The organism is Geobacillus sp. WSUCF-018B (assembly GCF_002809985.1).
Taxonomy (GTDB): domain Bacteria; phylum Bacillota; class Bacilli; order Bacillales; family Anoxybacillaceae; genus Geobacillus; species Geobacillus thermophilus.
On the sequence record NZ_PIJF01000070.1, the window covers coordinates 1 to 11,989 of the forward strand.

Genomic DNA, 11,989 nt, shown 5'->3' on the forward strand with positions numbered 1-11,989 from the left:
GATGACGAGGTCGATAGGTCCGAGGTGGAAGCGTGGCGACACGTGGAGCTGACGGATACTAATCGATCGAGGGCTTAACCTAACAAGAAAAGTGGAGGCCGCCTGCTTATCGGCGAGGTGCGCTGGAGGGCCTGCGAGCGGGCTTAGCCCGCCGCAGCAGGACCGAAGCGTCGCGAGCCGATGGCGGCCGGAATTAGACAGCGAAAAGCGCAGGCGAGCGGTTCGCCGCGGCTTCTTCCTGAAACGGTTATCTAGTTTTGAAGGAATGACTTTCCTTCTTGACAACATTTATTTTTTAAGTATAATAAATGATGTCGAAACTGAATCGCTTGCCTAGTGGTGATAGCGGAGGGGAAACACCCGTTCCCATCCCGAACACGGAAGTTAAGCCCTCCAGCGCCGATGGTAGTTGGGGCTATTCACCAGGGAGTAGCAACACGCCTAATTCCCTTTTTTCTTTTTGTTTTGCGAGTTTGATCTCAGGACTGCCCGGGAGGCTCAATATGGCCTTAGCAGGGCAGTCCTTTTGTTTTGTATGGCTGTTTTTTTGGCGCCGGCAGTGGCAACGTTGCCGTTCCTTATGGTAAAATTTCAAAAGCGGAAGCAAAGATGATAAAATGGAATAAGGTGGAACACCATGAAGCAGTTTGAACTTACTGTGCATTCTCCGGAAGAGACGAAGGCGGTTGCACGCCGGCTCGGAGAACGGCTTCAGCCGGGGATGGTCATCGCGTTAGAGGGAGATTTAGGTGCGGGAAAAACAACGTTTACGAAAGGGATTGCCGAGGGGCTGGGCATTGTACAAAACGTCAACAGCCCGACCTTCACGATTATCAAGCAGTATGATGGGCGGCTGCCGCTTTATCATATGGATGTGTATCGGCTTGAAGACGAATGGGAGGATCTCGGATTTGATGAATATTTTAACGGTGATGGTGTTGCGGTTGTCGAGTGGGCCCATTTGATTGCGGGGCAGCTGCCTGAGGAGCGGCTGACCGTTTCTTTGTTTCGCCATGGCGGCGATGAACGGAGACTTGTCTTTGAGCCGTCAGGGTGGCGCTATGAACAGCTATGCAAGGAGATTTTTGCGTCATGAAAATATTAGGGATTGATACATCGAATATGCCGCTAGGCATTGCTGTGGCGGATGGGGATGTTATTAAAGGGGAATTCGTTACGAGTGTCAAAAGAGATCATTCTGTCCGGGCGATGCCGGCCATTGAGTCGCTGCTTCGGCAGTGTGGAATGGCGCCCAATGAGCTTGATTTAGTTGTTGTTGCGAAAGGCCCTGGATCTTATACCGGGGTGCGGATCGGTGTCACCATTGCGAAAACGCTCGCTTGGTCGCTCGGCATTCCGATAGCCGGCGTCTCGAGTTTAGAGGTGCTCGCCGCTAATGGCCGGTATTTCCCCGGTTTGCTCGTCCCGCTGTTTGACGCGCGGCGCGGACAAATTTACACCGGGTTGTACCGGTACGAGGACGGCGCGCTCCGATGCCTCGAAGCGGACCGGATTGTGGCGGCGGACGAGTGGGCCGATCATTTACGCAGACGGGGAGAGGATGTATTGTTCATCGGGGCCGATGCGCCGGTATATAGTGAGCTGTTTCGGAGCCGCTTGGGCGGGCGGTTTTTCATGACGCCGCCGCCGTTGACATTGCCGCGGCCAAGTGAGCTCATCATGCTCGGAAAAGAGAAAGAACATGAGAATCCGCATACGTTTGTGCCGAATTACATCCGTCTTGCGGAAGCGGAAGCGAAATGGCTTGCGAAACAAAAAGGGGACGGGGACGATGGGGATCGATGTGCAATTCCGGCCGATGACCATTCATGATATCGATGAGGTCGTGCAAGTCGAACAGGCGTCGTTTACCGCGCCGTGGAGCCGGGAATCTTTTTATAATGAACTGATGTACAATCGTTACGCGAAATATATTGTCATGGTGCACCGCGGACGGATCATCGGGTATGCGGGGATGTGGCTCGTGATTGATGAAGCGCATGTGACGAATGTCGCTGTGCTGCCACAGTTTCGCGGACAAAAACTCGGCGAAGCGCTTATGCGCCGCCTTATGGAAACAGCCAAGCAGCATGGGGCGGCGACGATGACGCTGGAAGTGCGCGTCTCGAACCATGTCGCCCAGTCGTTGTACCGAAAGCTTGGGTTTCGCAATGGCGGCATCCGCAAACGGTATTATCCGGACAATTTTGAAGATGCGCTAGTGATGTGGGTGAAACTGACATGAATGAAAACGTGCATGTACTAGGTATTGAAACGAGCTGCGATGAAACAGCGGCGGCCGTGGTGAAAAACGGAAAAGAGATTTTATCGAATGTTGTGGCGTCGCAAATGGAAAGCCATCGGCGGTTTGGCGGTGTTGTGCCGGAAATTGCCTCGCGCCATCATGTCGAACAAATTACACTCGTCATGGAGGAAGCGATGCGGCAGGCTGGCGTATCGTTTTCCGATCTTGATGCCATTGCGGTGACGGCCGGACCGGGGTTGGTTGGGGCGCTCCTTGTCGGGGTGAACGCCGCAAAGGCGCTCGCGTTTGCCCACGGGTTGCCGCTCATCGGGGTGCATCATATTGCTGGTCATATTTACGCCAACCAGCTCGTGGCGGAGATGAAATTTCCGCTGTTGGCGCTTGTCGTTTCCGGCGGGCATACGGAGCTTGTTTACATGGAAGGCCACGGGGCGTTTCAAGTCATTGGCGAGACGCGCGACGACGCTGCTGGTGAGGCGTATGACAAGGTGGCGCGGGCTTTAGGCCTTCCGTACCCAGGAGGACCGCACATCGACCGGTTGGCTCATGAGGGCGAGCCCGTGATTGATTTGCCGCGAGCGTGGCTTGAGGAAGGTTCGTATGATTTCAGCTTCAGCGGCTTAAAATCAGCGGTTCTCAATGCGCTCCACAACGCGAAGCAGCGCGGCGAGGAGATCGATCCGAGACAGATGGCCGCGAGCTTTCAGGCCAGCGTCGTCGATGTGCTGGTGACGAAAACGGTGCAGGCCGCCAAAGAATACGGCGTACGACAAGTGCTGCTCGCCGGTGGGGTGGCGGCCAACCGCGGGCTTCGGGCTGCACTGCAGGAGAAAATGAAAGAGCTTCCCGATGTGGAGCTTGTCATCCCACCGTTATCGCTATGCACTGATAATGCGGCGATGATTGCCGTTGCGGGAACTGTGTTATATCAACAAGGAAAGCGGGCTGATTTGGCGCTCAACGCCAATCCAAGCTTGCCGCTTGTCTAGAAGGTCGGTGATTTAGTACAAAATACTGCTAGCTCCACTTGTTTCTCAATTAGAGAAAAACTGTGGAATCAGCCTTCTTTTTTGGCGAAATGCCGTTGATTTGCTCGTGACAGCAGTTTGTCACCGGCCTTCTAGGAGGTTGGGGATTTCATGAAAAACTGGCCCAAAACGCACTTTTCTCAAGTTAAAAATCCTTTTAAAGAGCGGATCGCTTAGGGCAGGCGGTCTGCTCTTTTTTGTTTGGCAAGCGGAACGGCTGTCGGGTGGGGACTTGTTGTGCATAGTTTTATCCATAGGTTGTGGACAATGTGGAAAAGTAACAAAAACATGATAACGGCGAGGAGTGCAATACACAATCATTTTTTCATAGAGGAAAGGGATTGGTTGTGGATAATGTGGAAAAGTCGGTGAATAACTTCTGTTTTGCACAGAAAAGTGTGGATTTCTTTGTGGATAATGTGATTAACACAAAAACGGGGCTGACCTAAAAGGTCGCCTGCCTTCAAGATAGGCGCACGTCTAGTGCGGCAGAAACAGCAAGCATATATATGCAACGAAAGAGGGTGTTCCAATCCTTTGGGGACACCCTCTTGTCAGTCATCGTCCTTCACCTAAGAAGCAGCTTTCATGAACAAGGCAAAAGGCTGCTAAATGAGTTTGGCCTGTGATCGGCCTGGCGCGGTGATGATGCGCACGAGCAGTGCACATGAAGCCGCTAGATGCCCGTGTTGGCGTTCCCTGGCAGCGGATTGGCTCAAAACGAGGCGTAGAGCTGTTCCCACTCGGCCAATAACGTTTCAAGCTGCTGTTTCCGCTTTTCGTTTTCTTGCGTGAGCTGCTGCACGGTTTCATAATCGCCGTATACAGACGGGTCGCACAGCTGCTGCTCGGTTTCAGCGATTTGTGCTTCCAGTGCGGCGATCTCGGCTTCGATCTCTTCCAGACGGCGCTGCCGTTGGCGCTGTCGTCTTTTTTCCTCTTTTTCTTGCTCGTATGTGGATTTGGCTGTTTCGCCGCTGTCCGGTGATGCGGGCGGGTGGGAGTCCAGGCGCGCCAATTCGCGCATTTCTTCTTTTTTCGCCACGTAATAGTCATAGTCTCCTAAATATTCGACAAGCCCATCGCCCGAGAGTTCAAACAGCTTTGTCGCGATGCGATTAATGAAATAGCGGTCGTGGGAGACGAACAAGATCGTTCCCGGATAGTCGACAAGCGCCTGCTCGAGCATCTCTTTGCTGTCAAGGTCGAGATGGTTGGTCGGTTCATCCAACAAGAGAACGTTGGCTTTTTGAAGCATGAGTTTGGCGAGCGCCAGGCGTGCTTTCTCTCCGCCGCTTAAGGCGGAAACCGGTTTTAAGACGTCGTCGCCGGAAAACAAAAAGTTGCCGAGCACGGTGCGAATTTCTTTTTCGGTTTTGTCCGGGTAGGCGTCCCACAACTCGTCGAGCACTCGTTTGTTTGTCGACAGTTCCGCCTGGTTTTGGTCGTAATAGCCGATTTTCACATTTGCACCGTACCGGAGCTTTCCGGATTGAACTGGGAGCTTTCCGGCGATCGTCTTCAACAATGTCGACTTGCCGATGCCGTTTGGTCCGACCAAGGCGACACTCTCCCCCCGTGTGATGCGAAAGCTGATTTGGCGGATGACCGGTGCGCCTTCGCGATAGCCGGCGGTCAATTGCTCTGCGGTGAGCACCTCATGGCCGCTCGGCCGCTCAATCGCAAAAGAAAAAGAAGCTGATTTTTCATCTCCGGCCGGGCGTTCAAGCCGCTCCATTTTTTCAAGCTGCTTTCGCCGGCTTTGCGCCCGTTTCGTTGTCGAGGCGCGGGCGATGTTGCGCCGGATGAAGTCTTCAAGGCGGGCGATTTCCTCCCGTTGCTTTTCGTATCGTTTTAGCTCTTGTTCGTATTGCTCGACCCGAAGCTCCAAATAGCGGCTGTAATTGCCGCTATACCGCTTAAGCGTCGCGTTGGACAGCTCGTACACTTCGGTGACGACTTTGTCCAAAAAGTAGCGGTCGTGGGAAACGAGCAGAACGGCGCCGGGGTATGCCTGTAAATATTGCTCGAGCCATGTGAGCGTATCGAGGTCCAAATGGTTCGTCGGCTCGTCTAAAATGAGCAAGTCCGGCTTGGCCAACAGCAGTTTTCCAAGGGCGAGCCGCGTCCGCTGTCCGCCGCTTAGCGAGGAAACGGGCGTTGTTTGGTAATCGTATGACGAAAATTGCAGCCCGTGCAAAACAGAGCGGATGTCGGCTTCATACTGATAGCCCCCTTGTTCTTTGTATTGCTCTTGCAGGTTGTCATACGCTTGAAGCGTTTTTTCGTAGCGGGACGGATCGGCGAGCAGATCCGGGTCGCCAAGTTGGGCGCCGAGCTCTGCCAGCTGCGCTTCGATCGCCCGGAGCGGCGCGAATACGTCCAGCATCTCGTCCCAAATGGAGCGTGACGAGTCGAGCCCACTGTTTTGCGCCAAATAGCCGATTTTGATATGGCTTGGCTTGATGATTTCACCGCTGTCGGAAGAAAGTTCGCCGGTGATGATCTTCAGCAGCGTCGATTTGCCTGCGCCGTTGCGGCCGACAAGAGCAATGCGGGCGCGGGACTGTATTTCTAGTTTTATATTCGATAAAATAAGGTCAGCGCCAAAATATTTCGTGAGCCCATTCACTTGCAAAATGATCATGTCCGTCACCTCGCGAATAGTTTAACGCAAGTCGCGAAAACGGTCAAAGACAGATGACGAAAAATGGTGTATAGTGATAAATGGAGGAGATTGTCTTGGCATCGTTTACGCATTTCAATGAACAAGGCCGGGCGAAAATGGTCGACATTACACACAAGGAAGATACGGTCAGGATAGCGGTGGCGAGAACGAGCGTCACCGTCAACGAAGAGATTTATGAAAAGATGACGAACAATGCCATTGAGAAAGGTGATGTGCTGGCGGTAGCCCAGGTGGCCGGGGTCATGGCGGCGAAAAAAACGGCCGATCTCATTCCGATGTGCCATCCGCTTATGTTAAAAGGCATCGATATTGCCTTTGCTTGGGAAAAAGAGGCGGAAGCGTATAAACTTGTGATTACCGTGACGGTCAAAACGAAAGGGAGCACAGGAGTGGAGATGGAAGCGCTGACGGCGGCCTCGGTATGCGCATTGACTGTGTACGACATGTGCAAATCGCTCGATAAAGGAATGACGATCGGTCCAACGTATTTGGTCGAGAAAACGGGCGGGAAGTCCGGCCATTATCGACGGAAAACCGATTAACTGGGGGATGAAACGATGAGCAACGAACAACCGAAAATCCCGCAGGCGACTGCCAAGCGTCTGCCGTTATACTATCGGTTTTTGAAAAATTTACATGCCTCAGGGAAGCAGCGCGTGTCCTCCGCCGAGCTGAGCGAGGCGGTGAAAGTCGATCCGGCGACAATTCGCCGCGACTTTTCGTATTTTGGCGCGCTCGGCAAAAAAGGATACGGGTATAATGTCAATTATTTGTTGTCGTTTTTCCGCCAGACACTTGAAGAGGACGAAGTGACCGAAGTCGCTCTGTTTGGCGTCGGCAATTTAGGCACCGCCTTTTTAAACTACAACTTTTCGAAAAATAACAACACGAAAATTGTCATGGCGTTTGATGTCGATGAACGGAAGGTTGGAACGACAGTCGGCGGGGTGCCGGTCTATCATCTCGATGAGCTGGAGGAGCGGCTTCGCGGCGACATTCCGGTCGCGATTTTAACCGTGCCGGCCGCCGCAGCTCAAGCGCTGACCGACCGCCTTGTCGCGCAAGGAATTAAAGGCATTTTAAACTTTACTCCGGCGCGGCTGAACGTGCCAAACCATATTCGCGTCCATCATATCGATTTAGCCATTGAGCTGCAGTCGCTCGTCTATTTTTTGAAAAACTATCCATCGCCATCGTAAAAAGGAGAGAACAACACATGAAATATTTGTTGCTCGTTCTTGTCATTTTGTTGCTGTTTGGCACGAAAAAGCTGCCGGAGTTGGGACGGTCGTTCGGCCAGTCGCTTCGCGAGTTTAAAGACGCCACAAAAGGGCTCGCTGATGACGAAGAAACGAAAACCGACCGATGACAAGGCAGGATGGGGAAACGATGAATGACAAAGAAATGTCCGTGTATGAACACCTCGGAGAGCTGCGGAAACGGCTGATCATCGTGCTTCTCTTTTTCGTTGCGGCGCTTGTAGCCAGCTTCTTTTTTGTCGATGACGTCATTGTGTATTTGCAGCACACTGCGGAAGCGAAACAGCTGACGATGAACGCGTTCCGCCTCACCGACCCGATCAAAGTGTATTTTCAGTTTGCCTTTGTCATCGCCGCTGTACTGACCGCTCCGGTGCTGCTCTATCAAATTTGGGCGTTCGTCAGTCCGGGGCTGTATGAAAAAGAGCGGAAAACAACGCTCAGCTACATTCCAGCATCGATCATTCTATTTTTAGCCGGGGTTGGTTTTGCGTATTTCGTCTTGTTTCCATTTGTCGTCCGGTTTATGAATCAGCTGGCGGAACGGCTCGGCATTCAACAGATGATCGGCATTAATGAATATTTTCAGTTTTTGCTGCAGCTCGTGCTGCCGTTTGGCATCGTGTTTCAGCTGCCGATTGTTGTCCTGTTTTTCACCCGCTTAGGGCTTATTACGCCGCAGCTTCTTGTTCGCATCCGCAAGTATGCGTATTTGGCGCTGCTTATTTTAGCGGCGGTCATTACGCCGCCGGATGTGTTGTCGCAAGTGATCGTCATGATTCCACTGACGCTTTTGTATGAGGGGAGCATCTGGGTTGCCAAAATCGGCTATCGAAAGGCGCAATTAGCGGCGGAGGAAGGAAGCGGCGATCCATATTGAGGGCAGCATCAAGAGGACGGTTCATACGGCGCCAGGCAAAAACCCTCCCCCAATGGGGAGGGTTTTATTGTCTCGGTGTGAAGAACAAGCGAAAGGCGGTGCCGAAATCAAAAGCGGCCAGCGCCGCCAACGCGATGGTTGAGACGTTCCAAATCGTTTCATGAACGCTTTCGATCGCCAAATACGTAAACAGGAAGCCCAAGATGAAATACGGAACAGAAAACAGCCGCGGATGGCGCGTCATAGCCAAATCCTCCAAATGGCCAGCGGCAGTTCCGCTTGGCGCATCATGTTTTCCAATTCATCAGCCAACAAAATTTGAACGGCAACAACAAACGTGTTCATTGCTACATGGGCGAACATCGGCACGAAAATGCGTCCGGTTTTGGCGTATAAAAAGGCGAACACCATCCCCATGGACGTGTACAAAAGCAAATGCTCCGGCTCCATGTGGACGAGAGCGAACAGAAGCGAGCTGGCCAGCGCTGCCAACCAAAAGTTGTATTTTTCATAAAGCGAGCCAAAAATGATTTTGCGGAAGATGAGTTCCTCCAAAACCGGGCCGATGACCGACGTGACGACGACGAGCAATGGCGTCAGGCGGATGATGTCGATGATTTGCCTTGTGTTTTCCGAGCCCGGCTCAATGCCCAATAGACGCCATTCGATGTTGGCGGCAACGCTTTGCGCGGCAAGCGCCAAAAAGACGCCCGAGATCGCCCACATCCATGACGAGGCGAGCGGCAGCCGCCGCATTGTCCGTTCATCGCGGTCGCCGCGCAGCAGCCATAAAATGATGGCAAAAGCCAATAAAAAGCTGATGACCGCCCAATAGCCGGAGGCAATTTTCGCTGCTTCGAGACGTGTTTGCGCGCCTTGGCCGACGCCGAGGGCGCGAAGGAGCGGCACACCGACAAAGGAGGACAGCTGCATGGCGATATAGGTGATGATGACATACCAGTAACGGCGCTTCAAATCGTTTTACCCCTTTATTTCAAATATATCCGTATTGTAGCACATGTTCGGCGAAAATAGTAAGAAAACTGCATCCTCGCATCCCACCTGACCGCCGTAAAAAAAAATTAACCGGAGCCGTTTATCAGTCCGAGGAATGTGAAATAATGAAAACGGGCTCCGCGCGGATGGGGAGTAGAGGCAAAACAACCGGCTCCTTTTGCTCTTTCTTCTTTAGGAGAGAAAAACAGTTATTTTTTTGCATTTCCTACTTGCAAAACGGAGAAGAGTTCATTAATATTATAAGTGTGTTAGCACTCAATAATGATGAGTGCTAATAAGAACGGCGAAAACTATCGTTAAGGAGGTTGTTTCCCGTGTTGAAGCCATTAGGCGATCGCATTGTCATTGAAGTCGTGGAAACTGAAGAAAAAACGGCTAGCGGCATCGTGCTGCCGGATACGGCGAAAGAAAAGCCGCAAGAAGGTCGCGTTGTCGCTGTCGGTGCAGGCCGCGTGCTTGACAACGGCCAACGCGTTGCGCCGGAAGTTGAAGTCGGCGACCGCATCATTTTCTCGAAATACGCCGGCACGGAAGTAAAGTACGACGGAAAAGAATACTTAATTTTGCGCGAAAGCGACGTTTTGGCTGTCATCCGCTAATATATTGCGTTCACCACATAAACATTCCGGAAAACTGACATATCCTTAACTTTATGACACGAATACTTACCTTTTTCACGGCATGCAGTGAAACAAATTCATAAGGAGGTAACGGGGTATGGCAAAGGAAATTAAGTTCAGCGAAGAAGCGCGCCGTGCGATGTTGCGCGGGGTGGACAAACTCGCAGACGCAGTGAAAGTCACATTAGGTCCGAAAGGCCGCAACGTCGTATTGGAGAAAAAATTCGGTTCTCCGCTCATCACGAACGACGGGGTAACGATTGCGAAAGAAATCGAACTCGAAGACCCGTTTGAAAACATGGGCGCGAAACTGGTCGCTGAAGTCGCCAGCAAAACGAACGACATCGCTGGGGACGGGACGACAACGGCTACCGTATTGGCTCAAGCAATGATCCGTGAAGGCTTGAAAAACGTGGCAGCTGGCGCCAATCCGATGGGCATCCGCCGCGGGATTGAAAAAGCGGTAGCGGTAGCGGTTGAAGAATTAAAAGCCATCTCCAAACCGATCAAAGGAAAAGAATCGATCGCCCAAGTGGCTGCGATCTCGGCTGCTGACGAAGAAGTCGGCCAATTGATCGCTGAAGCGATGGAACGCGTCGGCAATGACGGCGTCATCACGCTTGAAGAATCGAAAGGCTTCACGACGGAACTCGACGTTGTCGAAGGGATGCAATTCGACCGCGGTTACGTTTCGCCGTACATGATTACAGATACGGAAAAAATGGAAGCTGTTCTCGAAAATCCGTACATCTTGATTACGGACAAAAAAGTATCGAGCATCCAAGAGCTGTTACCGGTTCTTGAGCAAGTCGTGCAACAAGGCCGTCCGCTCTTGATCATTGCGGAAGATGTCGAAGGCGAAGCACTCGCAACGCTTGTTGTCAACAAACTGCGCGGCACGTTCAATGCGGTTGCTGTCAAAGCGCCTGGCTTTGGCGATCGCCGCAAAGCGATGCTCGAAGACATCGCGATTTTGACAGGCGGCGAAGTCATCTCCGAAGAGCTTGGCCGTGAATTAAAATCGACCACGATCGCTTCGCTCGGCCGTGCGTCGAAAGTGGTTGTTACGAAAGAAACGACGACGATCGTCGAAGGCGCTGGCGATTCGGACCGCATCAAAGCGCGCATCAACCAAATCCGTGCGCAGCTTGAAGAAACGACGTCCGAATTCGACCGCGAAAAACTGCAAGAACGCTTGGCGAAACTCGCTGGCGGCGTAGCGGTCATCAAAGTTGGCGCAGCGACAGAAACGGAATTGAAAGAACGCAAACTGCGCATTGAAGATGCGCTCAACTCGACTCGTGCTGCGGTTGAAGAAGGCATTGTCGCTGGCGGTGGCACGGCGTTGATGAACGTCTACAGCAAAGTTGCGGCCATCGAAGCGGAAGGCGATGAAGCAACGGGTGTGAAAATCGTCTTGCGCGCGATCGAAGAACCGGTTCGTCAAATCGCGCAAAACGCTGGTCTGGAAGGCTCGATCATCGTTGAGCGCCTGAAAAACGAAAAACCGGGCATCGGCTTCAACGCGGCAACAGGTGAATGGGTCGACATGATCGAAGCTGGTATCGTTGACCCGACGAAAGTCACTCGTTCGGCGCTGCAAAACGCTGCCTCTGTCGCCGCCATGGTCTTGACGACAGAAGCGGTCGTTGCCGACAAACCGGAAGAAAACAAAGGCGGCAACAACATGCCGGATATGGGCGGCATGATGTAATCATCGCCTCCAATCCTTTGGAACACTGGGGTTCTCCCCGGTGTTCTTTTTGTTTTGACCACATTTTGACCACGAAAATCACAAATTTTTGATGAAGTTGCTCATAAGCTCGCTAAATTTCTGCGAAGCTCTTTCTTCCAAATCTTTTGTTAGATGCGCATAAATGTTCATGGTTGTTTCGATATCTGCATGGCCGAGGCGCTGCTGGATTTCTTTGATTCCCACTCCTGCTTCAATAAGTAAACTATATACATGCAACATAAAGAGTTAACTTCTCATCCTGCACACCCTAAGCGTTGCAGCACTTCCTCCGGACGTTCGTGGATGTAGTGGACAAACCGAGCAATGGCCTGGACGATATCGTTTCGATTTTTGTGAAACACATTGGCGATCACGGTGTCTTTCAGCCATTTCCACAAGCGTTCGATCGGGTTCAGTTGCGGAGAATACGGAGGAAGGTAAATAAAGTGAAAACACTGTCCTTCTTCCCGCAAAAACTCCTTGACCATTTTGGCA

Annotated in this window: 14 protein-coding genes, 2 rRNA genes and 1 pseudogene; 12 read left to right on the forward strand and 5 right to left on the reverse strand. The window is 52.1% G+C overall.

The window, feature by feature from the left end; genetic code table 11:
• The 6 genes from CV944_RS15315 to tsaD form a co-directional block, all read left to right on the forward strand.
• Positions 1 to 82: ribosomal RNA gene (locus tag CV944_RS15315) — 23S ribosomal RNA — on the forward strand; the annotation flags it as partial.
• Between the two features lie 250 nt (positions 83 to 332).
• Positions 333 to 424 (forward strand): 5S ribosomal RNA (gene rrf, locus CV944_RS15320).
• Between the two features lie 213 nt (positions 425 to 637).
• The gene (gene tsaE, locus CV944_RS15325; RefSeq protein WP_033010045.1) at positions 638 to 1,096 is read left to right on the forward strand and encodes a tRNA (adenosine(37)-N6)-threonylcarbamoyltransferase complex ATPase subunit type 1 TsaE; all 459 of its coding nucleotides are present in this window, start codon (positions 638 to 640) and stop codon (positions 1,094 to 1,096) included.
• Positions 1,093 to 1,833 carry a tRNA (adenosine(37)-N6)-threonylcarbamoyltransferase complex dimerization subunit type 1 TsaB gene (tsaB, locus tag CV944_RS15330; protein WP_047817699.1) on the forward strand — a complete coding sequence of 247 codons (741 nt, stop codon included), beginning with the start codon at positions 1,093 to 1,095 and terminating at the stop codon, positions 1,831 to 1,833. Before tsaE ends, tsaB begins: the two co-directional genes overlap by 4 nt.
• Positions 1,793 to 2,245, forward strand: a complete 453-nt coding sequence (gene rimI / locus CV944_RS15335; protein ID WP_033010040.1) for a ribosomal protein S18-alanine N-acetyltransferase — start codon at positions 1,793 to 1,795, stop codon at positions 2,243 to 2,245. The genes tsaB and rimI overlap by 41 nt, the downstream gene beginning before the upstream one ends.
• The gene (gene tsaD, locus CV944_RS15340; protein ID WP_044744206.1) at positions 2,242 to 3,255 is read left to right on the forward strand and encodes a tRNA (adenosine(37)-N6)-threonylcarbamoyltransferase complex transferase subunit TsaD; all 1,014 of its coding nucleotides are present in this window, start codon (positions 2,242 to 2,244) and stop codon (positions 3,253 to 3,255) included. Before rimI ends, tsaD begins: the two co-directional genes overlap by 4 nt.
• 754 nt (positions 3,256 to 4,009) lie before the next feature.
• On the opposite strand, the gene abc-f is transcribed toward tsaD, so the two are convergent.
• Positions 4,010 to 5,941: a ribosomal protection-like ABC-F family protein gene (abc-f, locus tag CV944_RS15350; protein WP_100664492.1), complete on the reverse strand. Its 1,932-nt coding sequence runs from the start codon at positions 5,939 to 5,941 to the stop codon at positions 4,010 to 4,012.
• Between the two features lie 95 nt (positions 5,942 to 6,036).
• Here abc-f and moaC point away from each other — a divergent pair, with 95 nt between their 5' ends.
• Genes moaC through tatC form a run of 4 tightly spaced genes read left to right on the forward strand, consistent with a single transcriptional unit; the run spans position 6,037 to position 8,122 of the window.
• A complete protein-coding gene (moaC, locus tag CV944_RS15355; RefSeq protein WP_033010052.1) occupies positions 6,037 to 6,525 on the forward strand; it encodes a cyclic pyranopterin monophosphate synthase MoaC in 489 nt (162 codons plus the stop codon).
• Between the two features lie 15 nt (positions 6,526 to 6,540).
• On the forward strand, positions 6,541 to 7,182 hold the full coding sequence (locus CV944_RS15360; protein ID WP_033010037.1) for a redox-sensing transcriptional repressor Rex: 642 nt from the start codon (positions 6,541 to 6,543) through the stop codon (positions 7,180 to 7,182).
• Positions 7,183 to 7,199: 17 nt separating this feature from the next.
• On the forward strand, positions 7,200 to 7,352 hold the full coding sequence (gene tatA / locus CV944_RS15365; protein ID WP_031406010.1) for a twin-arginine translocase TatA/TatE family subunit: 153 nt from the start codon (positions 7,200 to 7,202) through the stop codon (positions 7,350 to 7,352).
• Positions 7,353 to 7,372: 20 nt separating this feature from the next.
• Positions 7,373 to 8,122 carry a twin-arginine translocase subunit TatC gene (gene tatC, locus CV944_RS15370; protein WP_033010051.1) on the forward strand — a complete coding sequence of 250 codons (750 nt, stop codon included), beginning with the start codon at positions 7,373 to 7,375 and terminating at the stop codon, positions 8,120 to 8,122.
• Positions 8,123 to 8,186: 64 nt separating this feature from the next.
• Here the strand turns inward: tatC and CV944_RS15375 are convergent, their stop codons facing one another.
• A complete protein-coding gene (locus CV944_RS15375) occupies positions 8,187 to 8,366 on the reverse strand; it encodes a YdiK family protein (protein ID WP_033010036.1) in 180 nt (59 codons plus the stop codon).
• Positions 8,363 to 9,097 (reverse strand): CPBP family intramembrane glutamic endopeptidase, encoded by a 735-nt coding sequence (locus CV944_RS15380; RefSeq protein ID WP_044742383.1) that lies wholly within the window; start codon positions 9,095 to 9,097, stop codon positions 8,363 to 8,365. Before CV944_RS15380 ends, CV944_RS15375 begins: the two co-directional genes overlap by 4 nt.
• Positions 9,098 to 9,453: 356 nt before the next feature.
• Here CV944_RS15380 and groES point away from each other — a divergent pair, with 356 nt between their 5' ends.
• Together groES and groL are read left to right on the forward strand one after the other, a co-directional pair.
• Positions 9,454 to 9,738, forward strand: coding sequence for a co-chaperone GroES (gene groES / locus CV944_RS15385; RefSeq protein ID WP_033010033.1), 285 nt, complete (start codon positions 9,454 to 9,456; stop codon positions 9,736 to 9,738).
• A gap of 118 nt (positions 9,739 to 9,856) precedes the next feature.
• On the forward strand, positions 9,857 to 11,473 hold the full coding sequence (gene groL / locus CV944_RS15390; protein ID WP_033010031.1) for a chaperonin GroEL: 1,617 nt from the start codon (positions 9,857 to 9,859) through the stop codon (positions 11,471 to 11,473).
• Positions 11,474 to 11,551: 78 nt separating this feature from the next.
• On the opposite strand, the pseudogene CV944_RS15395 reads toward groL, so the two are convergent.
• Both CV944_RS15395 and CV944_RS15400 read right to left on the reverse strand, forming a co-directional pair.
• Positions 11,552 to 11,719 (reverse strand): annotated as a pseudogene (locus tag CV944_RS15395) (tyrosine-type recombinase/integrase); the annotation flags it as partial.
• 29 nt (positions 11,720 to 11,748) lie between these two features.
• Positions 11,749 to 11,989: transposase (locus tag CV944_RS15400; protein ID WP_233205030.1), on the reverse strand; the 241-nt coding region annotated here is incomplete at its 5' end.